The 23586-nt window shown below is 61.9% G+C and carries 18 protein-coding genes and 1 pseudogene; 12 read left to right on the top strand and 7 right to left on the bottom strand.

Annotated elements, in window-relative coordinates; all coding sequences use genetic code 11:
• The first annotated feature begins 15 nt into the window (after positions 1-15).
• The 7 genes from I6F33_RS25185 to I6F33_RS25155 all read left to right on the top strand — a co-directional run bounded on the left by I6F33_RS25185 (position 16) and on the right by I6F33_RS25155 (position 8983).
• Positions 16-1200, top strand: coding sequence for an acetyl-CoA C-acyltransferase (locus tag I6F33_RS25185; RefSeq protein WP_225144450.1), 1185 nt, complete (start codon positions 16-18; stop codon positions 1198-1200).
• A 100-nt stretch (positions 1201-1300) separates the two neighbouring features.
• On the top strand, positions 1301-3397 hold the full coding sequence (locus I6F33_RS25180) for a 3-hydroxyacyl-CoA dehydrogenase NAD-binding domain-containing protein (RefSeq protein ID WP_225144449.1): 2097 nt from the start codon (positions 1301-1303) through the stop codon (positions 3395-3397).
• 219 nt (positions 3398-3616) lie between these two features.
• Positions 3617-4693 carry an ABC transporter substrate-binding protein gene (locus I6F33_RS25175; RefSeq protein WP_225144448.1) on the top strand — a complete coding sequence of 359 codons (1077 nt, stop codon included), beginning with the start codon at positions 3617-3619 and terminating at the stop codon, positions 4691-4693.
• 76 nt (positions 4694-4769) lie between these two features.
• Entirely contained in the window at positions 4770-5600 is an 831-nt protein-coding gene (locus I6F33_RS25170; RefSeq protein ID WP_225144447.1) for an ABC transporter ATP-binding protein, read from the top strand.
• A gap of 38 nt (positions 5601-5638) precedes the next feature.
• Positions 5639-6391, top strand: coding sequence for an ABC transporter permease (locus tag I6F33_RS25165; RefSeq protein WP_225144446.1), 753 nt, complete (start codon positions 5639-5641; stop codon positions 6389-6391).
• A 110-nt stretch (positions 6392-6501) separates the two neighbouring features.
• Complete coding sequence (pimC, locus tag I6F33_RS25160; RefSeq protein ID WP_225144445.1) at positions 6502-7686, top strand: pimeloyl-CoA dehydrogenase large subunit; 1185 nt, start codon at positions 6502-6504, stop codon at positions 7684-7686.
• A 154-nt stretch (positions 7687-7840) separates the two neighbouring features.
• Positions 7841-8983 carry an acyl-CoA dehydrogenase family protein gene (locus I6F33_RS25155; protein WP_225144444.1) on the top strand — a complete coding sequence of 381 codons (1143 nt, stop codon included), beginning with the start codon at positions 7841-7843 and terminating at the stop codon, positions 8981-8983.
• A gap of 17 nt (positions 8984-9000) precedes the next feature.
• Here the strand turns inward: I6F33_RS25155 and I6F33_RS25150 are convergent.
• Positions 9001-9218 (bottom strand): annotated as a pseudogene (locus I6F33_RS25150) (DNA polymerase/3'-5' exonuclease PolX); the annotation flags it as partial.
• Positions 9219-9803: 585 nt separating this feature from the next.
• Between I6F33_RS25150 and I6F33_RS25145 the strand changes: the two are divergent.
• Positions 9804-10439, top strand: coding sequence for a hypothetical protein (locus tag I6F33_RS25145; protein WP_225144443.1), 636 nt, complete (start codon positions 9804-9806; stop codon positions 10437-10439).
• A 649-nt stretch (positions 10440-11088) separates the two neighbouring features.
• Here I6F33_RS25145 and I6F33_RS25140 read toward each other — a convergent pair.
• The 3 genes from I6F33_RS25140 to I6F33_RS25130 all read right to left on the bottom strand — a co-directional run bounded on the left by I6F33_RS25140 (position 11089) and on the right by I6F33_RS25130 (position 15331).
• Positions 11089-11517: a heme-binding protein gene (locus I6F33_RS25140; protein WP_225144442.1), complete on the bottom strand. Its 429-nt coding sequence runs from the start codon at positions 11515-11517 to the stop codon at positions 11089-11091.
• On the bottom strand, positions 11510-14485 hold the full coding sequence (locus I6F33_RS25135) for an FAD-binding and (Fe-S)-binding domain-containing protein (protein WP_225144441.1): 2976 nt from the start codon (positions 14483-14485) through the stop codon (positions 11510-11512). The genes I6F33_RS25140 and I6F33_RS25135 overlap by 8 nt, the downstream gene beginning before the upstream one ends.
• A gap of 99 nt (positions 14486-14584) precedes the next feature.
• Complete coding sequence (locus tag I6F33_RS25130) at positions 14585-15331, bottom strand: GntR family transcriptional regulator (RefSeq protein WP_225136995.1); 747 nt, start codon at positions 15329-15331, stop codon at positions 14585-14587.
• A 133-nt stretch (positions 15332-15464) separates the two neighbouring features.
• Here I6F33_RS25130 and I6F33_RS25125 point away from each other — a divergent pair, with 133 nt between their 5' ends.
• The 3 genes from I6F33_RS25125 to I6F33_RS25115 all read left to right on the top strand — a co-directional run bounded on the left by I6F33_RS25125 (position 15465) and on the right by I6F33_RS25115 (position 18869).
• The gene (locus tag I6F33_RS25125; protein ID WP_225136993.1) at positions 15465-16667 is read left to right on the top strand and encodes an alanine--glyoxylate aminotransferase family protein; all 1203 of its coding nucleotides are present in this window, start codon (positions 15465-15467) and stop codon (positions 16665-16667) included.
• A gap of 147 nt (positions 16668-16814) precedes the next feature.
• The gene (locus tag I6F33_RS25120) at positions 16815-18014 is read left to right on the top strand and encodes an alanine--glyoxylate aminotransferase family protein (RefSeq protein WP_225136991.1); all 1200 of its coding nucleotides are present in this window, start codon (positions 16815-16817) and stop codon (positions 18012-18014) included.
• 57 nt (positions 18015-18071) lie between these two features.
• Positions 18072-18869 carry an enoyl-CoA hydratase/isomerase family protein gene (locus I6F33_RS25115; RefSeq protein ID WP_109143034.1) on the top strand — a complete coding sequence of 266 codons (798 nt, stop codon included), beginning with the start codon at positions 18072-18074 and terminating at the stop codon, positions 18867-18869.
• A gap of 821 nt (positions 18870-19690) precedes the next feature.
• Here I6F33_RS25115 and I6F33_RS25110 read toward each other — a convergent pair.
• From I6F33_RS25110 to I6F33_RS25100, 3 genes are all read right to left on the bottom strand, one after another.
• Entirely contained in the window at positions 19691-20551 is an 861-nt protein-coding gene (locus I6F33_RS25110; RefSeq protein WP_225136989.1) for a class I SAM-dependent methyltransferase, read from the bottom strand.
• A 658-nt stretch (positions 20552-21209) separates the two neighbouring features.
• Entirely contained in the window at positions 21210-21671 is a 462-nt protein-coding gene (locus I6F33_RS25105; protein WP_225136987.1) for a hypothetical protein, read from the bottom strand.
• A 266-nt stretch (positions 21672-21937) separates the two neighbouring features.
• Positions 21938-22291, bottom strand: a complete 354-nt coding sequence (locus tag I6F33_RS25100) for a hypothetical protein (protein WP_036043883.1) — start codon at positions 22289-22291, stop codon at positions 21938-21940.
• A 280-nt stretch (positions 22292-22571) separates the two neighbouring features.
• On the opposite strand from I6F33_RS25100, the gene I6F33_RS25095 reads away from it, so the two are divergent.
• Positions 22572-23546 carry a tripartite tricarboxylate transporter substrate binding protein gene (locus tag I6F33_RS25095; RefSeq protein ID WP_225136986.1) on the top strand — a complete coding sequence of 325 codons (975 nt, stop codon included), beginning with the start codon at positions 22572-22574 and terminating at the stop codon, positions 23544-23546.
• The last annotated feature ends 40 nt before the right edge of the window (positions 23547-23586 follow it).

The following is a 23586-nucleotide window of genomic DNA, read 5'->3' as shown; positions in this document are numbered from 1 at the left end:
ACTGGGAATCATTCTATGGCTGATGCTGTTATCGTATCCACTGCGCGTACCCCGATCGGGAAGGCCTATCGCGGCGCGCTCAACAACACCGACGGTGCCACCCTGCTCGGTGAGGCGATCAAGGCGGCAGTGGCGCGGGCCGAGGTCGATCCTGGCGACATCGAAGACGTTGTCATGGGAGTCGCGATGCAGCAGGGCACGACCGGCGGCAATATCGCTCGCAAGGCGCTGTTGCGCGCAGGTCTGCCGGTATCGGTGTCGGGCACGACGGTCGATCGCCTGTGTGCATCGGGACTGCAGGCCATCGCCATCGCCGCACGGTCGGTGATCCATGACGGTGTCCAGATCGCCGTCGGGGGTGGGGGCCAATCGATCAGCCTGGTGCAGAACGAGCACGCCAATACCTATCGTGCCGTCGATCCCGTGCTGATGGAGCTGAAGCCTGACGTCTATATGCCGATGCTCGACACCGCCGAGGTGGTTGCAAAACGTTATGCGATCTCGCGAGATCGTCAGGACGAATATTCCTTCGATAGCCAAATGCGGACCGCATCGGCCCAGACGAGCGGAAAGTTTGACGACGAGATCGTGCCGCTGTCGGTCACGATGTCGGTCAGCAACAAAGAGACAAAGGAAACCAGCCTGAAGGACGTCACGCTCGTTCAGGATGAGGGACCTCGTCCGGATACGACGCTGGAGGGGCTCGCCAAGCTGAGGCCTGTGCGCGACAGCGGCAGCATCACGGCCGGCAATGCCAGCCAGCTCTCGGACGGCGCGAGCGCGATGGTGATCATGAGCGACAAGGAAGCCGGCAAGCGTGGCTTGAAGCCGCTCGGCATTTTCCGGGGTTTCGTGTCGGCCGGCTGCGAGCCGGACGAAATGGGGATCGGTCCCATTTACGCCGTGCCGCGGCTCCTCGCGCGTCACGGTCTGCGCATCGACGACATCGACTTGTGGGAGCTGAACGAAGCCTTCGCCGTTCAGGTGCTTTACTGCCGGGACAAGCTCGGAATTGATCCTGCCAGGCTGAACGTCAATGGTGGCGCCATTTCCATGGGCCATCCTTACGGGATGAGCGGCGCGCGGCTGGCCGGTCATCTTCTCATCGAGGGACGTCGCCGCGAGATCAAATATGGCGTCGCCACCATGTGCGTTGGTGGCGGCATGGGAACCGCCGGCTTGTTCGAGATCATCCACTGATCCAAGCACTTGAGAAAATCGTGGCAGCGTGGGGCCCTGTCGTCAGGACCGGGCTCAGATGCTCGCGCCTGTTGAGATTGTTTCTGATGGGAGACTTGAATTGAGCGACGCCGTCAAACTCGCGCTGGTCGATCATTGCGCGGTGATTATCATCGATGCGCCACCGGTGAACGCTCTGAGCGCGGCCGTACGCCGCGGCATCTTCGAGAGCGTCCAGGCCGCGAATGCGGATGCCGCGGTTCGGGCCATCGTGATGACGTGCGCTGGCCGCACCTTCATCGCCGGTGCGGATATCACCGAATTCGGCAAGCCGCCGCAGCCGCCGGCCCTCAATGAGGTGATCACGGCTATTGAAAGCTGCAGCAAGCCGGTGATCGCGGCGATCCACGGCACAGCGCTTGGCGGCGGCCTTGAGCTCGCGCTCGGCTGTCACTTCCGCGTTGCCGTCAAGGATGCCAAGCTCGGCTTGCCCGAGGTCAAACTCGGCCTGCTGCCGGGCGCGGGCGGAACGCAGCGCCTGCCGCGGGCGGTCGGCCCGGAGTTCGGCGTCAGGATGATCGTCACCGGGGAGCCGATCGGCGCGCCTGAAGCGCTCGAGCATGGCCTCATCGACGAGATCGTCGAGAGCCAGGCGGACGGCGCGATCGCATTCGCGAGGAAGCTCGTGGCGGAACAGCGCCCGCTGCTGCTGCTACGCAACGATGATTCCAAGCTCGTGGCGGCCAAGGCGGATCGTTCGCTTTTTGCCGCCGCTGCTGCAGCGGCCACCAAGAAGAACCGTGGCCTGAATGCGCCGCTGGCCTGCGCGGAGGCGGTGAGCTGGACGCTGGATACGCCTTTTGACGAGGCGCTGAAGAAAGAGCGCGAGGCCTTTTTGAAGCTGGTCGCCGACGATCAGGCGAAGGCACAGCGCCATGCCTTCTTCGCTGAGCGGGAAGCGGTCAAGGTTCGAGACGTGGCGGACGGCGTGAAGCCGCGTCCGGTCGGGCGCGTCGCCATCATCGGCGCCGGCACCATGGGCGGTGGCATCGCTATGTCCTTCGCTAATGCGGGCATTCCGGTGACCCTGATCGAAACCGGGGAAGAACAACTGACACGCGGCCTCGGCACGATGCGGAAGAACTGGGACGCCACGGCGGCGCGCGGCGGCATCCCGGCGGATGAGCCGGCGAAGCGGATGGCGCTGATCGACGGCAAGGTCGGCCTCGAGAACGTCAGGGATGCCGACCTCGTCATCGAGGCCGTGTTCGAGACCATGGCGATCAAGAAAGCGGTCTTCACCGCCATCGACGCCAACGCTAGGCCCGGCGCGGTGCTGGCCACCAACACCTCCTATCTCGACATCAACGAGATCGCTGCGGTCACCCGCCGGCCGCAGGACGTGTTGGGCATGCATTTCTTCTCGCCGGCCAACATCATGAAGCTGTGCGAGGTCGTGCGCGCCAAACAAACCGCGCCCGATGCGCTGTTGACCGCAACGACGCTGGCCAAGCGCATCGGCAAGACGCCGGTCGTCGTCGGCGTCTGCCATGGCTTCGTGGGTAACCGTATGCTGGCCGTCCGCGGCCTGCAGGGAGAGGCCCTGCTCAAGAGCGGCGCGCTTCCGGAAGAGGTGGACGCGGTGCTCACGCGGTTCGGCTTTTCGATGGGGCCGTTCGCCATGGGCGATCTCGCAGGTCTCGATATCGGCTGGCGTTCGCGTCAGGACCGCGGCATTCGCTGGGACATTGCCGATGCCATCTGCGAGGCCGGCCGTCTTGGGCAGAAGACTTCGAAGGGCTATTATCGATACGAGCCGGGGTCGCGTGCGCCGATTCCGGATCCCAAGGTCGAACAATTGATCGACGCGACGTGTAAGCGCCTCGGTCTGACCCGTCGCACCATCGGCGATCAGGAAGTTCTGGAGCGCATGATCTATCCGATGATCAATGAAGGCGCGCGCATCCTCGAAGAGAAGATCGCCGCGCGCCCGGGCGACATCGATGTGATCTGGCTGTACGGCTATGGTTGGCCGATCCATCGCGGCGGGCCAATGTTCTATGCGGATCTCGTTGGCCTCAGGACCATCGTCGAACGGCTCGAATTCTATGCGCGGAGCCTGAACGAGCCGGCCTTGAAGCCCACCGCGCTGCTCGGGCGCCTTGCGGACGAGGGCGCAACCTTTGCCTCGCTCAATACCGAGAAGACCCGCGGCTGACGCAACCCTTGCGGTAAGCGCTTGCGCCGCTCCATGTCCTGTCGGCGCGCGATGCTGCGCGAGCCGACACAGTCGCAGCATTGCTGCGACTGCACAATATCTCCCTCCGCTATGGGCAAAGCTTAATCACTCGCAAGCAAGCATAGAGCTTGTACACGAGTGATATACCGATTACCGTCCTGCCAAGTGCCAATCATCCGCCCCCAAGGATTTAAGAACATGCATCAGCTTCTTGCGATCTTACTCACGCTTTGCACCCTCATCGCGGCTGAGCGAGCCGCGGCTGCTGAAAAGATCAATGTTCTACTCCCGCAGCGAAACGCAAATGAAGCGATTGCGCCTTTCATCGCGGCGAAATATCTCGGCTATCTCGATCAGGAGGGAATTGAGGCTTCCTACCTGCTCGCTGCTGGTTCGAACGAGGTGGCGATCCAGGTTGCGACCGGAAACGCACCGATCGGCTGGGCCAGCCCAGCGCAGGCGGTGATCGGTATGCAGGATGGCGACGCGCAGCTGGATCTGCGTTATTTTTCTGCAGTCGAATATCGCAATATCTGGTCGATTTCGGTGCCGGTCGACAGCCCTGTCAGTTCGGTGGCCGAACTGAAGGGCAAGCGCATCGGCGTGACAGCGCTGGGCAGCGCCGGCATGAATTACGGAAAAGCGTATCTGCGGGCGGCCGGTCTCAATCCCGATCGGGATGTCACCTTCATCCCCATCGGGGCGGGCGGTCAGGCGATCACCGCCATGAAGCAGAAGGTGGTGGACGCCATCGTGTTCTGGGAAACTGCGAACATCACGTTCGGCATCGCCGGATCGCCGGTCCGGCAGCTGCCGATCGAACAGAAGCTCACGACATTGCCCGACGTGTCGCTGCTGGCCAGGAACGAAACCATCAAGAAGAATCCCAAGCTCCTCGTCGGCTTCGCCCGCGCATTGGCGAAAGGCCTGGATTTCTGCCTCGCCAATCGTCCGGCCTGCGTATTGATGACCTGGAAAATCTATCCCGAGAGCAAGCCCGCGGAAGGCACTCCAGAGCAGAAGCTCGAGCGCGGTCTGAAAATGACGACGACGTGGGACGGCTGGACCGATGCCCAATTGGGCGACAGGCGCGGTGAATTCATAGAATCCCGTTGGAACGATCTCAGCGACTTCCTGCTGCAGGGCGGGCAGATCGCGAAGCCGGTACCCGCATCGCGTATGTTTACCAATGAGTTCGTCGGCGAGATCAACAATTACGACCGCGCAGCGATCCTGAAGCAGGCGAAAGAGTTCGATCTGAGGTCGCTGCGGTGAACCGCGCTTCGAGCGCTGCTCCGGTCGAAACAACAGCGTGCAGGACCATCAATCAGTGAACGAGATTCATTCATTCATGTTGACTTCGCCCCTAAGTGCGTTGGATGAGCCGCTGCAGCGCGACAGCCGAACGCTCATCAGGATCGAGAACGTCGAAAAAAAGTTCGTCACCCATTCCGGTGACGTCGTCACGGCATTGGCCAAGGTCAATCTCGACATCAGGGAAAACGAGTTCGTCTCGGTTGTGGGACCGAGCGGGTGTGGCAAGACGACGCTGCTTCGCATTCTCGCCGGCCTGTCGTCGGTCAGCTCGGGCGAAGTGAGATTCGACGGTAATCGCCTTCGTGGTCCCCGATCCGATGTCGGCGTCGTGTTCCAGCAGGCGCTGCTGCTGCCCTGGAATACGGTGCTCGACAATGTTCTACTGTCGCCTCACTTGAGGAATGATCGTTCCGAGAAGACGCGGCGCCGGGCGAAAGAACTGCTGACCTTCATGGGGCTCGCCGATTTCGCCAGGAAGTATCCGTTCGAATTGTCGGGTGGCATGCAGCAGCGCGTTGCGATCTGCCGCGCGCTGATGCGCGAACCGAAAGTTCTGCTGATGGACGAGCCCTTCGGCGCGCTCGACGCCATGACGCGCGAATCGCTCAATGTCGAACTGATGCGTGTCTACTCCGAGGAGAAGAAGACGGTTCTCTTCATCACGCACAGCATTCCCGAGGCAGTGCTGCTCGGAGACCGCGTGGTCGTCATGTCGCCCCGGCCTGGCCGAATCTCCGAGATCATCGACGTCGATATCGCACGGCCGCGAAGTCTGAAGACAATGGCAAACAAGCGGTTCAGTGAAATCTGCGACCAGATCCGGACCATTTTCGGTTCCGAAGCTCCGATGGTGACCTCGCTATGAAGAACGCGCGTCTGAATCTGATGTCACCCAGCTATCAGGTGGTCGGCCTCGCGGTCGTTCTGCTCGCGGTCTGGGAAGGCATCTGCCGCTACGGCCACGTCTCGCCACTGGTGCTGCCGGCGCCGACCGGCATTGTGGTTCGCTTGTATGGAATGTTCGCCGAAGGATCGGTGTGGCCGCACCTCATGGTCACCCTGACCGAAGTTCTGATCGGTTTTGGCGTCGGCATCGCGTCAGGGCTCGTGGTGGGGGCGCTGGTGTCGCTGGTCCCGGCGGTCGAGAAGCTCGTGTATCCCTATCTCGTGGCATTGCAGACGGTCCCGAAAGTGGCGGTCGCGCCGCTTCTGGTCATCTGGTTCGGATACGGTCTGACCTCGAAAGTCGTCATCACTGCCTTGATCTGCTTCTTTCCGATCCTTGTGAGCGTGATCTCCGGGTTTCATTCCACCGATCGGGATCAATTGGACATGATGAAGGCCTACGGGGCGACGACCCTGCAGACCCTGGTGCGCCTGCGGATTCCCTCCGCGCTCGTGCTGATCTTCGCCGGTCTTGAGATCGCCTCAGTGCTGGCAGTGATCGGAACCATTGTCGGGGAGTTTGTCGGCGCGCAGGCGGGTCTCGGTTACCTGATCATGACCTATAATTTCAATCTGGACGTCACCGGCGTATTTGCCGTTCTGATCATCCTTTCGGCGATCGGTATGACGCTGCACAGCATCACGCGCTTCGCGGGCCGGCGGTACATCTTCTGGATCCGGCGGGAGCCAATGGCGGTGATGCCGCACTAGGACTGTCATCGCGTATCGACAAGAGGCGCAGAGCCTCGCTCCCGCTTGGCCGAGATGGGGCAGGTGCGGCGATGCGGACAAATATTTGGCTGATCTGGAGTCGTTTCACGATGGATTTGAGCTTCACTCCCGAGGAAGTCGCGTTTCGCGACGAAGTGCGCGCTTTCTTCAGGGACAAAGTCGATCCTGCGGTGCGCCAGAAGCTGTTGGAAACCCGGCACATCACAAAGGATGAGCAGGTGAGCTGGCAGCGAACGCTCAATAAAAAGGGCTGGGGCGTGCCGCATTGGCCGGTGGAATATGGCGGCACCGGCTGGAGTGCGGTGAAGCAGTATATCTTTCTCGAGGAGCTGCAGAGATATCCCGCGCCGGTGCCGCTGCCGTTCGGCGTCAACATGGTCGGCCCTGTCATCTACACGTTTGGAAACGAAACCCAGAAGAAGCAGTATCTGCCTCGCATCGCCAATATGGATGACTGGTGGTGCCAAGGTTTCTCCGAACCTGGGGCTGGCTCGGACCTGGCTTCGCTGAAGACGTCGGCAAACAAGAAGGGCGACACCTATATCGTCAACGGCCAGAAGACGTGGACCACGCTGGCGCAGCATGCCGACTGGATCTTCTGCCTCTGCCGTACCGATCCGACCGCCAGGAAGCAGTCGGGCATTTCCTTCATCCTCATCGACATGAAGACGGAGGGCATTACGGTGCGCCCAATCCAGATGATTGATGGTGGGGTAGAGATCAACGAGGTCTTCTTCGATGACGTGGTGGTGCCTGCCGAGAACCTCGTCGGTGAGGAGAACAAGGGCTGGGACTACGCCAAATTCCTGCTTGGCCACGAACGTGTCAACATCGCTCGCGTCGGCATCTCTAAGGCGCGGATCGGCCGCATCAAGGAACTGGCAGCCCGGACCATGTCCGGCGGCAGACCACTGATCGAGGATCCACTGTTCCGGCAAAAGCTCGCCTCGACGGAGATCGAGCTGAAGGCGCTGGAACTGACGCAGATGCGAGTGGTCGCCGCCGAAGGCAAGCATGGCAAGGGCAAGCCCGATCCGGCCTCGTCGATCCTGAAGATCAAGGGTTCGGAAATACAGCAGACGTTGACCGAGTTGCTGCTCGAGGTCACCGGTCCGTTCGCACTGCCGTTCGCGCAGGACAGTGCGCGAAGCACGAATGACGACTGGGCTTCGCCGATTGCGCCGACCTATTTCAACTACCGCAAGGTGTCGATCTATGGCGGCTCCAACGAGATTCAGCGCAACATCATCGCGAAAGCGGTGTTGGGACTGTGATCCGCCGAAACGGCCTCATTGTGAGGAGCGCACCGACGAAGCGATCCAGTGGCCGCGAGCGAAGCCTGGATTGATTCGGCGCAAGAGTGCCGCGCAATGACGGCGACTTCGAGCATTCACCACGCGCGTCGCGCGCGATCCGAGAGAAAAGAAAATGGATTTTGATCTTTCCGAAGAGCAGCGCCTCCTTAAGGATAGCATCGACGGGCTGCTGAAATCGTTCTACGATTTCGAAGCCCGCAAGAAATATCGCGCCGAGAAGGGTGGTTACAGCAAAACGATCTGGGGCAAGTTCGCCGAACAGGGCCTGCTCGGCCTGCCTTTCTCGGAGGATGACGGCGGCTTCGGCGCCGGCCCGATCGAGACCATGATCGTGATGCAGGCGCTCGGCCGCAATCTCGTGATCGAGCCTTATCTCGACACGGTGGTGCTCGGCGGCGGTTTCCTGCGCCGTGGGTCAAGCGAGCAGCGCGCAGCCCATCTGCCGGGGATCATTGACGGCTCCAAGACCCTGGCCTTCGCCCAGCTGGAGCGCGACTCGCGCTATGATCTCGGCGATGTCACCACATCGGCGAAGAGGAGCGGCTCGGGCTATGTGCTCAACGGCGAGAAATTCGTCGCCGGTCATGGCGACACCGCCGCCACCGTCATCGTCACCGCCCGGACCGCCGGCGGCCAGCGCGACGCCAAGGGCGTCGGCGTGTTCCTGGTGCCCGCCAATGCCAAGGGCGTCGATATCCGCGGCTACGAGACCCAGGACGGCAGCCGCGCCGCCGATATCAAGCTTGCCAATGTCGAGGTCGGCGCCGACGCGGTGATCGGCTATGCCGAGGACGGTCTGCCCATCGTCAACCAGGTGGTCGATGACGCCCGCATCGCGCTGTGCGCCGAGGCGGTCGGCGCGATGGAGGAGGCTGTCAACATCTCTGTCGAATATATCAAGGAGCGCAAGCAGTTCGGTGTCGCGATCGGCTCGTTCCAGGCGCTGCAGCACCGCGCCGCCGACATTTTCACCGCGCTGGAGACCGCGCGCAGCATGTCTTACCTAGCCTCGATGGCGTCGAACTTCACCGATCTCGACGAGCGCGCCAAGACGGTCGCGGCGGCAAAGGTGCAGATCGGCCGCTCCGCGCGCTATGTCGGCCAGAGCGGCGTTCATTTGCATGGTGGCGTTGGGGTCACCATGGAATATCGCATCGGTCACTATTTCAAGCGGTTGACCATGATCGATCACCAGTTCGGTGATGCCGACTTTCACTTAGCCCGCATCGCTGCAACGGGCGGCATCATCCGGTGATTAATGCGGCGTGGCGCCTTGGCAGCCTCCGCAACGATCGCGAGGTCACCGACGAGTTCGTAGCCCCGGCGGAAGTCGCCAGCGATCATCACGCGCTTGAGTTCGGATCCGAGTTCTTCGCGTGGGCGAGCAGGGCGGCGGCACGGTGCAGGTGAAGGTGGCCTTCTCCGCTTTTCGCGATGGCGAGGTTTTGCAGTATCTTGGTTTGGAGTGCGGCGCCGAGCCCTTTGGCCTGGTGCCTACTGCTTACGCGGATTTCGCGTATGAGTGAACCCCAACGCGCAGCCCTCGCAAGCCTTTGCATTACAATACTCTTTCTCCCTCACTTTTCGCACCAGCCGGCTTGACACCTGCCTTCGGAGGGCAACGCTATGCGACTGACTCAATTAGTAATTTGAGATGGTTGCAGGTCCCCGATTTGAACCTACTCCCCAACCATCTTTGGCGGTGAAGGACCGCGCACGGACGGTGGTTTCGCGCGGACTATCGAGATCCGACGTTCCGGTAGGCTGCTCTCCAGTAAGAAAGCAGGGCTTCCGAAATTGTGGGCCTGGCGATGTAGCGGACCCGTGACTCGGACCCCGACGGTTGTCAATGCGCTTTCCTCCGCGTGCTGATCAACCGAGGCTTAGTTATTCCGACAAAGAGAATATCTGTTGAGGGTTCAATGCAGGTCTGACGGTTCAGTTGTCGGAATGGACGTTGATTTTCCTGCCAAATCATCGGCCTCTTAATCAGCGGGACCCAGGTTCGAGCCCTGGTGCGCTCACTAAGCTTTCAATAGCTTGGAGTGGGACGGAGCCGGAATGGTTGTTGCGGTTTGCTGTTTGGTTTGCAGTTTCCGTTCTACAGACGTACTTCAAGCGGCATGGAAAACCCCTATTGGTCTAGTAAAGGCCAGACTCATCCGGTGAGCGTCGACCAGATCCGACGGCTCTCGTTCGAAATAGCGAACATCGTCGCAGCGAGTGGCGAATTGGCGTCTCACGGCCCGGATATTGACGAGCGGGATAACAAGACACCTTGGGAATCTCGGATTTTCAAGCTTCACCATGAGTTAGCGGAGACTGTGCTTTGCGAGAAGCTTCTTCAGCTTGCATTGCTGGTGCGGACCTTCGACGACGTCGCTTTGGGTTCGGCCAAGGCGGATCAGTATAAGCAGCACGCTGAGCGCACGAGCGGCAAGGACGAGATTGGCTGCCTAACGGTCGCGGGGCAGGACGTCGACTTTGGCCTTCGCGAAGCCTGCAACAAGATCATCCATGCCCAGGAGATCCGAGCGGTCTACGATGATGCCATCGAATTTTCTGGCGATGACATGATTAGCAGGCGTTGGTTCTGTGATGGACAGGTGGAACTGAAAGGAGCCCAACAGAACAAGAAAACTTGGGAAGCTTCAGTCTATATTTTCGATTTCATAGAAACTGTGTTGGAGCGTGTTGAGTTTGCGCTTTAGCCTCCGTAGGCAACCATTGACCTGCTCCGCCAGCCGACGAAGATGGGACCGCGCCAGCGATTTCAAGGCGACCGGGCTCCATAGCAACTGAACTGATGGCATTCGCTCGCGCGGGGCGATGGCAGACAGCGCGCGATCAAATCACACGTCTGTGCCCCGGCTGTACCCCGAGATTTCCCGGGCACACGCGGCGGGAGATAGTCAAATAAGTCGTTGATTTTATTGTATGAATGGTGGGCGCACAAGGGATCGAACCTTAGACCTCTCCCGTGTGAAAGGGGCCCTCCTCGGAGGCGCAGCATTAGGACCGCCGGGCCCAGATCAAGGCTCACATCAGGTAAGCTGACCACCGAGTGACCACCGAAACCTCTTGAACGGACGGCGATTAAGGTGGTCAATTGCGAGCAAACCTCATTGTTTCATTGATCTTTTCGTTTGCTACTTACGTTCGGGACGCAGTGGCCGCAGGTCAACATACGTGCCTGCCGCGATTTACAACCCAGCTGTAACTAACTGATCTTTATGGCTCCGTCAGAGCCATCTTTTACATCTAAGTGCCTGCACCCATTTATGAAATATGAGACTCTTAATCAGCGGGTTGCCCGAGCACTGCTGTGCCCCACCGATAGAAAACTTATCCCGGTTTGGGCTACCCCGCGTTCGCCTTGAGCCCCGCCGCCTGAATGCCCGCCATCGCGCACGCCTCGTCATTGTCGGACGTGTCGCCGGAGATGCCGACCGCGCCGAGCAAGGTCGCGCCGTCCATGATCAGCACGCCGCCAGGGACCGGCACCAGCGCCCCCTTCGCGATCGTGTTCACGGCATCGATGAAATAGGCCTGCTCCTGCGCGCGCTGGAACAAAGCGCGCGAGCCCATGCCCATGGCGAGCGCGCCATAGGCCTTGCCATGCGCAATCTCGGCGCGCATCAGGCTGGTGCCGTCCTGCGCTGCCGCGAGCTTGAGCACGCCGCGCGCGTCCAGGATGGTGACGACCAGCGGCTTCAGCTTCAGCTCGCCGGCCTTCGCGAAGGCGGCGTCGAGGATTTTTCGGGCGGTGTCGAGGGTGAGGTCAGCCATGGCTGGTTTCCTTTGCAGCTGGAGAAATGGGGTTGGATTTGGCGCGATCGAGGCTCATGGCCAGCACGCGCGCGACGTGAAGCGCCTCGTGTTGTGCGCCGTCATGAATCTGGTGCCGGCATGAGGTGCCGTCGGCGACGATCAGCGTATTCCGGTCAGCCTTCCGCACAGCCGGCAGCAGCGACAGCTCGGCCATCTCGATCGAGGCATCATAGGTATCCGCACCATAGCCGAACGCGCCGGCCATGCCGCAGCAGCTCGACTCGATGGTCTTAACCTCAAGGCCCGGGACGAGGCGCAGCACCTGCTCGACCGGCTTGAAGGCGCCGAAGGATTTTTGATGGCAATGGCCGTGCACCACGGCCTTGTCCGCGACGGTGCCGAGCGGCAATTGCAGCCTTCCGGCCTCGGCCTCGCGCACCAGAAATTCCTCGAAGGTCAGCGCGTGGGCGCCGACCGCCTTGGCGTCGTTGTCTTTGCGCAGTGAAGCAAGCTCGTCGCGCAGCGTCAGGAGGCAGCTCGGCTCGAGACCGACGATCGGCACGCCACGCGCCGCGTAGGGCGCGAAAGCCGTCACCAGCCGGTCGAGCTCGACTTTGGCTTCGTCGACGAGACCGGCTGAAAGGAAGGTGCGGCCGCAGCACAGCGGGCGGTTGCCGCTCGCAGGTTTCGGCAGATGCACGCGATAGCCGCCGGCCGTGAGCACGCGCAGCGCGGCGTCGAGATTCTCGCGCTCATAGATGCGGTTGAAGGTATCGGCGAACAGCACGACCTCGCGACCGTCCGTAGGTCCGACGCTTTCGTCCGGCGGCACGAACACATCGCGGCGGAAGGCGGGGAGGGCCCGGCGCGCGCTGATGCCGGCAAAGCGCTCGAACAGCCTTCGCAGCAGCGGGCTGCCGTTGCGCAAATTCGCCAGCGGCGCGAAGCGCGAAGCAAGGCCGGCATAGCGCGGCAAATATCCGACGAGCCGGTCACGCAGCGTCAGGCCGCGGCTGGCGGCGCGCGCGGCGAGCACCTCGATCTTCATCTTGGCCATGTCGACGCCAGTCGGGCATTCGTGGCGGCAGGCCTTGCAGGACACGCAGAGTTTGAGCGTCTCCATCATCTCGTCGGACGACAGCGCATCCGGGCCGAGCTGGCCGGAGATCGCAAGGCGCAGCGTGTTGGCGCGGCCCCGGGTGACGTCTTTCTCGTTACGCGTGGCCCGATAGGACGGGCACATTGCGCCGCCCTCCAGCTTGCGACAGGCGCCATTGTTGTTGCACATCTCGACCGCGCCCTGGAAGCCGCCGCCGGCGCCGGGATAAGCCGACCAGTCGAGCTTCGTCTTCAGCTCGCCGACCCGATAGTCGGGCTTGAAGCGGAACAGCGAGCGGTCGTCCATCCTGGGCGCATCGACGATCTTGCCGGGATTGAGCACGCCGGCGGGGTCGAAGCGCTGCTTCACCTCCCTGAAATCGGCGACGAGGCGTTCGCCGAACATCGCCTCGTGGAATTCGGAGCGCACCAGGCCGTCGCCGTGCTCGCCGGAATGCGAGCCCTTGTACTCGCGCACCAGGGCGAAGGCCTCTTCGGCGATGGCGCGCATCGCCTTGACGTCTTTTTCAAGCTTCAGGTTCAGAACGGGGCGCACATGCAGGCAGCCTTCGGAGGCGTGCGCGTACATCGTGCCGCTGGTGCCGTGCTTGGCGAAGACCTCGTTCAGCCGCGCGGTGTAATCGGCAAGGTGCGGCAGCGGCACCGCGCAGTCTTCGACGAAGGAGACCGGCTTGCCCTCCTGCTTCATCGACATCATCACGTTGAGGCCGGCCGCGCGGAAATCGGCGATGCCGCTCTGCAGAGCCGGCTCGGTAATCTCGACCACGCCGCCCCATTTGCGCGTGTCGTTGTTCCAGCCAAAGCCGAGATCCGCCATCAGCTCACCGAGCTGCTTGAGGCGCACGAGGTTGTCGGCTTGGTCCTCTTCGGCGAATTCGACCACGAGCACGGCGTCCGGATCGCCCTTGATCGCCGCGGAGATGACGGGTGCGAACATCGCGATGTCGCGGCCGAGCGCGATCATGGTGCGGTCGACCAGCTCGACCGCAATCGGCTTCAGCTTGACGAGGTGCTGGGCCGCATCCATCGCCTCGTAGAAGCTGCCGAAATGGCAGACGCCGAGCGCCTTGTTGCGGATCACGGGCCACAGCTTCAGCTCGACCTTGGTGGTGAAGGCGAGGGTGCCTTCCGAGCCGACCAACAGATGCGCCATGTTGTTCGGCGCGTTGCGCGGCACCAGCGCATCGAGATTGTAGCCGCCGACGCGGCGCTGCACCTTTGGGAAGCGCGCGGCGATCTCGTCGGCCTCGCGGGTGCCGAGGTCGAGCATGTCGCGGAACAGGGCGCGGGTGCTGTCGCCGGCCTCGAGGTCGGAGAGATCGCGCGCGACCTCGCCGAAACGGCCCAGCGTGCCGTCGGCGAGCGATGCCTCCATCGACAGCGTGTTGTCGCGCATGGTGCCGTAGCGCAGCGAGCGGCCACCGCAGGAATTGTTGCCGGCCATGCCGCCGATCGTGGCGCGGGAGGCCGTGGAGACGTCGACCGGAAACCACAGGCCGTGTTTTCTGAGCTGACGGTTGAGGTCGTCGAGCACGATGCCAGGCTCGACTACGCAGGTGCGGCCTTCGACATCGAGCGACAGGATCCGGTTGAGGTGCTTGGAGAGATCGACCACGAGGCCGTCATTGACGGTCTGGCCGCATTGCGAGGTGCCGCCGCCGCGCGGGGTGACCTTCAGCCCCTCGTCGTGCGCAATCGCCAGCGCCCGCAAGGCCTGGCCCATGGTCTTGGGGACCACCACGCCAGCCGGCATGATCTGGTAGAACGAGGCGTCGGTGGCGTAGCGGCCGCGGCTGAAGCCGTCGAACAGCACGTCGCCGGTCAATTCCGACCGCAGGCGCCGTTCGAGCGAGGAGGCGTTCGTCATCCCTGATCCCGGACTGACCCAGCGGGGCTCAGTCTTGCTGAGTTATTCATTGTGGTTCCTAACCGACTATATTGTGAATGCAAAATGAGCCGGGCGCCCTCAAGGCGATGCCGGCAGGCCCTCTTGGGGCTCGGTCAGGTGCTCGATCGCGGCCGTCCGCTTGTTGCGCAAATGCTGGAACAGGATGTCGCTGAGTTCACTGCCGGCGCGGCGGCGCAACGCATCGAGGATGGCCTCGTGCTCGCGCATGGCTTCCGCCCAGCGCTGCCGCTTGCGGGCGAAATTGGCGGAGTAGCGGACGCGTCGGATCCGGCCGGCGAAATTGGCGTAGGCAATCTTCAGCGTCTCATTGCGCGCGGCCGCGACGATGCTCTCGTGGATGCGCTGGTTGGCCTGGAAATAGCCATGCATGTCGCGATGCAGGTAATGGCCGTACATCTCGTAGTGCAGCTGCTCGATCGCCGTGATTTCCGCATCCGTTATGGCTTCGCAGGCGAGGCGCCCCGCCAGGCTTTCCAGGCCCGCCATGACGTCGAACAGTTCTTCGAGGTCGCGCTGGCTGAGCTGGCGCACGCGCGCGCCGCGGTTGGGCAATAGCTCGATCAGGCCCTCGGCGGCGAGCACCTTGAGCGCCTCGCGCAATGGCGTGCGGGAGATGCCGAGCATCTCGCAGAGTTGCCGCTCGGGAACGCGCGCGCCTTCGGGAATGTTGCCTTCGACCACGTAGTCGCGCAGCCGCAGCAGGATCTCGCCATGCAGCGAGGCCTCGTGACGGTTTTCCTGGCGATCGCCATTGCCGGGGGACGGGGTGATCGGAACCCCATTGTCGGGAATCGTGGATTTCATTTGCAGCACAGTAGTTTGCCCGGTTGATCGCGTCGACGCTCGCAATCGAATACCAGATTTCGATTGAAGGGACAAAAAATGAATGCAAAATAGCCGGCAGAGCCGGCCATAACCCGCCGAAAGGGAGCTTTGCATGCCGCAGGGACGCCATTTCCTGCAGATTCCGGGCCCGAGCCCGGTCCCCGAGCGCGTCCTGCGCGCGATGGACATGCCTGTCATCGACCACCGCAGCGCCGAATTCGGCGAGCTCGGCCGGACCGTGCTCGAAGGCAGCCAGCAGATCTTCCAGACCAGGGGGCCGGTCGTGATCTTCCCCTCGTCGGGGACCGGCGCCTGGGAAGCCGCGATCGTCAACACGCTGTCGCCGGGCGACAAGGTGCTGATGGTCGAAACCGGCCACTTCGCCACGATGTGGCGGCAGATGGCCGGGCGCTTCGGCATCGAGGTCGATTTCGTCCCGGGCGACTGGCGCCGCGGCGCCGATCCCACGGTGATCGAGGCCAAGCTCTCCGAAGACGCCGCGCGCACCATCAAGGCGGTGATGGTCGTGCACAACGAGACCTCGACCGGCGCGACCAGCCGCATCGCCGAGATCCGCGCCGCGATCGACCGCGCCTCGCATCCGGCACTCTTGATGGTCGACACCATCTCCTCGCTCGGCTCGGTCGACTATCGTCACAACGCGTGGAAGGTCGATGTCAGCGTCAGCTGCTCGCAGAAGGGTTTCATGCTGCCGCCCGGTCTCGGCTTCAACGCGATCTCGGAGAAGGCGCTGGCTGCGTCCAGGACCAACAAGATGCCGCGCTCCTATTTCGACTGGGAGGAGATGCTCAAGCCCAACGCCAAGGGTTTCTTCCCCTATACGCCCGCGACCAATCTGCTCTACGGCCTGCGCGAGGCGATCGCGATGCTGCTCGAGGAGGGGCTCGACAATGTTTTTGCGCGGCATCAGCGCTTGGCGGCAGCGACGCGGGCCGCGGTCAACCATTGGGGTCTCGAAGTGCTCTGCCAGGAGCCTTCGGAGTTCTCGCCGGTGCTCACGGCCGTGCTGATGCCGCCGGGGCATGATGCCGATCAGTTCCGGAAAGTCGTGCTCGACAATTACAACATGTCGCTCGGCTCGGGCCTGTCGAAGGTCGCCGGAAAGGTCTTCCGCATCGGCCATCTCGGCGAATGCAACGCGCTGACGCTGCTCGGCGCGCTCACCGGCATCGAGATGGGCCTGTCGGTGGCCGGCGTGCCGCACCGCGCCGGCGGCGTGGACGTCGCGATGAAGCTGCTGGAGCAGCGCCCGCAGGGCAATGCCGCGCCGCATCTGAAGATCGTCGGCACGTAAAGGTCGGCCCGCGAAGATGGTCGCGACGGAGCGGCCGAGGGCAGGCCGGCCCGCTATGCCCGAGGGGCCCTTTGGAGGAGAGGACAAGCCGGTCAAATGGTGCTATTCGGCGCCCACCAAACCAAGGCAAGACCGGGAAGGACGCCGATGACCGTGCATACTGGAAGGCATTTCTTACAGATTCCAGGACCGACCAACGTGCCCGATCGGGTGCTGCGGGCGATGGATATGCCGACTTTGGACCATCGCGGTCCGGAGTTCGCCGAGCTCGGTTTTGCCGTGCTTGCCGCAATGCAGCGCGTATTCCGCACCAAGCAGCCCGTGATCATCTTCCCCTCGTCCGGCACCGGCGCCTGGGAAGCGGCGATGGTCAACGTGTTCGCGCCCGGCGACAAGGTCCTGATGTGCGAGACCGGACAGTTCGCCGTGCTGTGGCGCGGCATCGCCGACAAGTTCAAGCTCGACGTCGACTTCATCCCGAGCGACTGGCGCCATGGCGCCGACCTTGCCGAGATCGAGAAGCGCCTTGCCACCGACAAGCAGCACGCCATCAAGGCGGTCTGCGTCGTGCACAACGAGACCTCGACCGGCTGCGTGACGCCGCCGCTGGAGGTGCGCAAGATCCTCGACCGCACCAAGCATCCGGCGCTGCTGATGGTGGACACCATCTCCGGCCTCGGCTCGATGGAATATGAGCACGACGCCTGGGGCATCGACGTTTCGGTCGCCGGCTCGCAGAAGGGCCTGATGCTGCCGCCGGGCCTCGGCTTCAACGCGGTCTCGGAGAAAGCGCTCGCGGTCGCCAAAGCCAACCCCGGCATGCGCTCCTACTGGGACTGGCAGGAGGTGATCAGCTTCAACAAGCTCGGCACCTTCCCCTACACGCCCGCAACGAACCTGCTCTACGGCCTGCGCGAGGCGGTGAAGATGCTGGAGGAGGAGGGGCTGGAGAACGTCTGGACCCGCCACAAGCGCCACAGCGCCGCGACGCGTGCTGCGGTCAAGGTCTGGGGCCTGGAGACGCAATGTGCCGATCCCGCCGCGCATTCGCCGGCGCTGACCGGCGTGCGCGTGCCCGAGGGACACGATGCCGACGCCTTTCGCAAGGTGGTGCTGGAAAACTTCGACATGTCGCTCGGCACCGGCCTGAACAAGGTCAAGGGCAGGGTGTTCCGCATCGGCCATATCGGCCATTTCAACGATCTGATGCTGATGGGCACGCTCGCCGGCGTCGAGATGGGTCTCGATCTTGCAAAGATCCCGCACCGGAGCGGCGGCGTGCTAGCGGCGATGGACGTCCTCAAGGGACGCGACGCGGTGCCGATGACCAAGGCTCAAGTCGCCTAAGGCTCAGGTTGCCTGAGGGCGGCCTGACCGAACTTTAACGAAGAAAGTGAGCGCGCGATGAACGCACCGACGACTGCCAACGAAGACCTGCTCTACTCCGTCACGGACGGCATCGCGCGGATCACCTTCAACCGCCCGCAGGCGCGCAACGCCATGACCTTCGCCATGTATGACCGCATGGCGGAGATCTGCCAGGAGATCAACGTCGACCGTTCGATCAAGGCGCTGATCCTGACCGGCGCGGGCGACAAGGCGTTCGCCTCCGGCACGGACATCTCGCAATTCCGTGCCTTCAAGACCGCGCAGGATGCGCTCGACTACGAGGCGCGCATCGATCGCGTGCTCGGCACGCTCGAGCAGTGCCGCGTGCCGGTGATCGCGGCGATCGCCGGCGCCTGCACCGGCGGCGGCGCGGGGATCGCGGCCTGCTGCGATCTTCGCATCGGCACCGAGACGACGCGGATGGGCTTTCCAATCGCACGCACGCTCGGCAACTGCCTGTCGATGTCCAACATCAGCCGCGTCGTCGCGCTGGTCGGTCCCGCCCGCACCAAGGATATGATCTTCAAGGCGCGCCTGGTCGAGGCGCCGGAGGCGCTGGCGCTCGGCCTGCTCAACGAGGTCGTGCCTGACGTGGAGACGCTGCAGCGCCGTGCCGACGAGACTGCAAAGCTCGTCGCCAGCCACGCGCCGCTGACGCTGGAAGCGACCAAGGAAGCGGTGCGCCGCATCCGCCGCACGCTCTCGCGCGAGGAAGGCGAGGACCTGATCCTGAAAGCCTATATGAGCGAGGATTTCCGCGAGGGCATGGACGCCTTCCTCAACAAGCGGGCTCCGGTCTGGAAGGGCAAGTAGCGCGCATCTTCAATACCCGCTGCAGCGCCACCGTATCCAGTCCCACCCAAAGCGCCCCCGACAGCCGCCGGCAAGCACGATCTCGACAATGCCCGTGCTTGCACGTTGCGCAGGCGTGAATATACCGGTTGTGGGTCACTGGAGATCGTGGCGAGGCGCGGCCAGCGCATTCGAGGTGCGTAGTGGCCTGGCTGAACGGCCTCCAGCTAAGACAGCCGCTTGCCAAGCGTGCATCTTATCACCTCGGGCCCTCCAAGCACCAATGAAGACCATCGCCGCTTAGGGGGGGCGGTTGGCTATCTTGCCGTCCCAACAAAATATCCGTCTGTGTCACCGTCCTTAGTGAATCTGGGACAGACGCAAAAGCCGCCCGGTGAGCTGCGAGTTGGACACATGACCTCTGGTGTTTCCGGCGGTAGTTCGGAGGCCTTCACGAGGCATTGCGATTTAGGTTTGGGATCGAAATCCTGCGACGACTCACGGTAGTGGCTGACCGCAATGAAGACCCACGCGATATCAGTCATCTCGGCCGCGCGCGCGATGGCTAGATAGCGGCTCTTGTTAGCAACGGCAATCTTTGCGGGGTGCGCGAATTCGGCTTCGCGGGTGAGTCAGGCTTTCGACCAGCGAGCGGCGTTCGCCCGCGTCAGGGCGCTGAGGTTTACCATGTGATTTTCCCAAAGAAAAAGCCGCCCGAAGGGGGCGGCGTGGTCGGTACTATTCTATTCGAGCGTGTCGGCTATCTAATGCCGCCGGCACAGATCGCGAGCACAACCGAAATGGCCGCAATCGCGATCAGTACCCAAGGAATGTGCGGCTGATCATCTTGCAATGATGCGGCCCTTGATAGCGAAGAGGTCGGCCGCATCGTAGTTTTTAAACCGATCCGCGATCTTCAGATCCGGCGGTGACTCTCCCGCAACCGAACTTTCTTCCAGGATCGTGAACCCGGCTTCCTTGAACATCCGCACATAGTCGCTGTGCCTGAGCCGATTCACATACTGCTTACCACTATTGAACGGCCGCCACTCCTTGTCGGAGTAGCGCAGGAAGTTCAGACGAGAGACCGACTTATCCGACCGCGCATAATGATCACTATAGTCGATCGAGTGCGTCGTGATGCCCTTGGTGATAGCACGCAGTCCTTTGAGCAGAAAGGCAAGCTGATCGGCCGGAACATGCTCAAGGACTTCATTCGAGCAGGAGCAATCGACCGTCTCATCATCTGGGCTGACATAGTGCGGGGCAAGGTACTTGACCCCGAACTGCTCCAGTTCATCCCATGAACGCAACTGCAACTGACCGGCCAGGAGGCGATTGGCCGCGTGCTGGATCAGATCCAACTTGCCTAGCCGCTCAACATCGCATGCAATGACCTTCGACACACCCAAGCGCCGGAGTGCCAATGGCACTGCGAGATCGCGCCCTGCCCCAACTTCAAGAACAGAGGCCGGCATCCCGCCGATGTGCCGCGCATAGTCTTCAACGACGCGCCGGGCTATGCCGGCCAAAGAATCCAGCGTCGTCGGCCTTCTAGGCCAGTTCCTCGTAACGTGCCGCTGCAAGAAATAATGGGCGTGGGCCCCACCAGGAAGCTCAAGAGCACGAAATGCCAGGGCTTTGATCCGCCAATCCATCGCGGCAAAACCTTTACAAGCGATAATCTCTCTCTGCAAGGTCATGGGTTAAAGAACACCCCAGCCGTCCTTCGGACGCGCATCAGCCGCCCTACTGGAACCAGCACCTTGCCCGTTATTCACCAAGTTGACGCAAGCGCCCTGCTTGACAGTGTTAAAGATCGCGAAATTTCCCGGCGTGTTGGTGCCTTGGAGCGTGACAAACTGAGTGCAATTGGCGCCCCGGTCGAGTTCATCACCACATTGGAGTGGATCCTGCGGCACGCCCTTGGCGAACACGGTTGTGCCAATGCTGGCTAGCAGAAACACCAGGACGCCTTGAGGGTGCATACGTCTCCTCGAACGATTGCCGAAGATGGCTGGCCACACTCAGAGTTTAATACCGGCTTGAAATTCCTGACATCCGTTAACGAGTGACGTGGAACCGTACGCCCAATCGCGTGCCGCGGTACATGAGCTTCAAATCATCTGCCGAGATGCAGCATGGCTGGCGCGCCATCAGGACCAACGCAAACTGCTTTCGCTCTATGAACCGATCTGCTTTAGTAATTTGTTGTGTTCGCAATCGAGTTGAGCAGTTCTCCAGCAATGTCGCTATGGCCCGGCACTAATAAATCCCCGTCCTAGATTGATATTGCAGGGTCGGAATATGTGAGGGGAGCTTTTGATTCATTCCTCGCGCCCGACATCCATCCCGGCCCGTCTACGTCTCGCGAGTTTCTTGGTAACCCGTAGCTTCATCTATGAGGCGCATAGTGCATGAGCGTTGAAGCTGCTCGGCGATAATTCCGGCGCGGTGAGCAACGTTGCGCTGAACGGCCCTTAGGACTCCGGCTCGTTGGGCGCGCGCAAAGACATCGCAGACCTCCGGCAGGAAGTTCGCCGCGTACCCGAATGCCTTAAAGCCCTGCTTGGTACGAAATTCGATCTGGTTAGCCATCATAACCAACTCTTCGCCGATAAAGGGCTTTAGGTTCTGCACTGTCAAAAAAGCAGGGAGATTGGCGCCGCTCCTGTAATACTGACGTCCCTTGGGGGGGCGAATGCGACCTAGGCCCACCATGAAGCCACTCTGAGTCACCAGGCGCTGTCCGTCATTGAGAACGGCAACCTCAATCTCGATGCCGCTAAACCGGATGACGCCTTCATGCGTCGCTTGCGGCAAGTGTCTCGCCCAACGGGCCTTGGCGGCCTTCCGCGCAATCTCCCTTCGCTCGTCACCGGATAGCGCGGCTGCTCTAGCTGTGCCGCCAGCGGCTCGGGCGGGAACTCCCCACTTCACTTTCCACCGCGTTCTCTTCCGCTCGTGGCCGTGGTTCAAAGTCAGTTTTCTACTGGTACTCATATTTTCAGGAATATGGTTGGAAAACGAAATTGCAAGCACAGACGAAACAGAATGCCTGTTAGGAGCCGTGCTTGCGGCTAGTAATGTTACCCTTCGAGCAGAGCCGGGTCGTTCAAAACGTCCTTAACACGTGCGGGTGAAGAGCTGTGCCAGACCGCTGTGCAGAATGCCTTGAGGATCACGTCTCTGCATTGAATTTGTGGAACCGGCCGAAACGTCGCGGCGAGAGCTTGAGCCACACTGAGTGCGCGGTAGACATCCCGCTCCTGATAGAGCTTCAGACCAAGCAGGCTTCCCAACAATCCACCCCAGAAGCTGTGCTTGTGAGAGCGTACCAAGACGCCCCTGCTGCCAACAGAGACCCAACAGGCGTCCCCGCTGTCGAGGATGATCGTTGCGTCATGGCCAAATTTCTCATTGATGTAGAGGAGGCGCGGCATCACTTCAGCACTTCAAGTACATTTCGCAAACTCAGAAAGGCGAACGGCTGAGGGCCCAAGATCTTTAGGCCCAAGAAGATCATTGATCTACCCTTCGCCTCCGATAGGACCAGCTCCCTTGCAGCTCGTATAGCGCGTGACTTGTCTTATTCCAAAGTCATAACCGGGATTGACGCGGGATGGCTTGAACTCGGCCGGATTCGCCAGCACAATGGGCCGAGTTCATCGCTGAATTTCCAATGTAAACAAGAAGATAGGGAAGACGCACGTGGGACATGGAATGAAGGCCGCAATCGCGCTTGCAACCGCGCTTTGTGGCGCGCCGGCTGTTGCGGGCTGGGAGCCGACGAAACCGGTGGAGATCGTGGTGGCGGCGGGCGCGGGTGGCGCCTCCGACCAGATGGCCCGGATGATGCAGGCCGCGATCCAGAAGAACAATCTGATGAAGCAGCCGATGGTGGTCTCGCTCAAGGGCGGCGCCTCCGGCGCGGAAGCGCTGATGTACATGAAGTCCAGCGAGGGCGATCCCAACAAGGTGCTGATCGCCTATTCGCTGATCTACATGCTGCCGCTGTCGGCGAAGATCCCGTTCAACTGGCGCGAGCTGACGCCGGTCTCCGTGGTGGCGCTCGACCAGTTCGTGCTGTGGGACAACAGCGCGGGCCCCAAGACGTTGAAGGACTTCGTCGCGGCCGCCAAGGCTGCGAGCGCGCCGTTCAAGATGGGCGGCACCGGCTCCAAGCGCGAGGACCACGTGCTCACCGTGTTCCTGGAGCAGAAGACCGGCGCGAAATTCTCCTATCTGCCCTACAAATCCGGCGGCGAGGCCGCCACCCAGCTGGTCGGCAACCACACCGAAGCCAACGTCAACAACCCATCCGAAAATCTCGAAGTCTGGCGCGCCGGCCAGGTGCGTCCGCTCTGCGTATTCGACAGGGAGCGCATTGCCTATACGACCAAGGTGACCGACACCCAGTCCTGGGCCGACATCCCGACCTGCAAGGAGGAGGGCGTCGACGTGCAATATCTGATGCTGCGCGCGATGTTCCTGCCCGGCAAGGTCACGCCGGAGCAGCAGGCATTCTACGTCGATCTGTTTCACAAGGTGACGCAGACCGCGGAGTACAAGGACTACATGGAGAAGCAGGCCTTGAAGCCGATCTTCCTCACCGGCAAGGACATGGTGCAGTTCCTCGAGGAGGACGATGCGCTGAACAAGCAGCTGATGACGGAAGCCGGTTTCGTCGCGAAGTAGCTCTCTCTTCTCCCTCGCCCCGTTCTTACGGGGAGAGGGC

The sequence above is a fragment of the Bradyrhizobium sp. BRP20 genome (genome assembly GCF_020194215.1).
Classification (GTDB): Bacteria; Pseudomonadota; Alphaproteobacteria; order Rhizobiales; family Xanthobacteraceae; genus Bradyrhizobium; species Bradyrhizobium yuanmingense.
Note: the sequence above shows the minus strand (reverse complement) of the source record. Positions and strands in the feature narration are given on the sequence as shown.

Coding starts and splice junctions, on each gene's coding strand:
- I6F33_RS25125 (WP_225136993.1), top strand. CDS start 15,465: ATGCCGCAGGGACGCCATTTCCTGCAGATTCCGGGCCCGAGCCCGGTC.
- I6F33_RS25130 (WP_225136995.1), bottom strand. CDS start 15,331: ATGAAATCCACGATTCCCGACAATGGGGTTCCGATCACCCCGTCCCCC.
- I6F33_RS25100 (WP_036043883.1), bottom strand. CDS start 22,291: ATGCCGCGCCTCCTCTACATCAATGAGAAATTTGGCCATGACGCAACG.
- I6F33_RS25185 (WP_225144450.1), top strand. CDS start 16: ATGGCTGATGCTGTTATCGTATCCACTGCGCGTACCCCGATCGGGAAG.
- I6F33_RS25095 (WP_225136986.1), top strand. CDS start 22,572: ATGAAGGCCGCAATCGCGCTTGCAACCGCGCTTTGTGGCGCGCCGGCT.
- I6F33_RS25115 (WP_109143034.1), top strand. CDS start 18,072: ATGAACGCACCGACGACTGCCAACGAAGACCTGCTCTACTCCGTCACG.
- I6F33_RS25170 (WP_225144447.1), top strand. CDS start 4,770: ATGTTGACTTCGCCCCTAAGTGCGTTGGATGAGCCGCTGCAGCGCGAC.
- I6F33_RS25155 (WP_225144444.1), top strand. CDS start 7,841: ATGGATTTTGATCTTTCCGAAGAGCAGCGCCTCCTTAAGGATAGCATC.
- I6F33_RS25110 (WP_225136989.1), bottom strand. CDS start 20,551: ATGACCTTGCAGAGAGAGATTATCGCTTGTAAAGGTTTTGCCGCGATG.
- I6F33_RS25140 (WP_225144442.1), bottom strand. CDS start 11,517: ATGGCTGACCTCACCCTCGACACCGCCCGAAAAATCCTCGACGCCGCC.
- pimC (WP_225144445.1), top strand. CDS start 6,502: ATGGATTTGAGCTTCACTCCCGAGGAAGTCGCGTTTCGCGACGAAGTG.
- I6F33_RS25120 (WP_225136991.1), top strand. CDS start 16,815: ATGACCGTGCATACTGGAAGGCATTTCTTACAGATTCCAGGACCGACC.
- I6F33_RS25135 (WP_225144441.1), bottom strand. CDS start 14,485: ATGACGAACGCCTCCTCGCTCGAACGGCGCCTGCGGTCGGAATTGACC.
- I6F33_RS25175 (WP_225144448.1), top strand. CDS start 3,617: ATGCATCAGCTTCTTGCGATCTTACTCACGCTTTGCACCCTCATCGCG.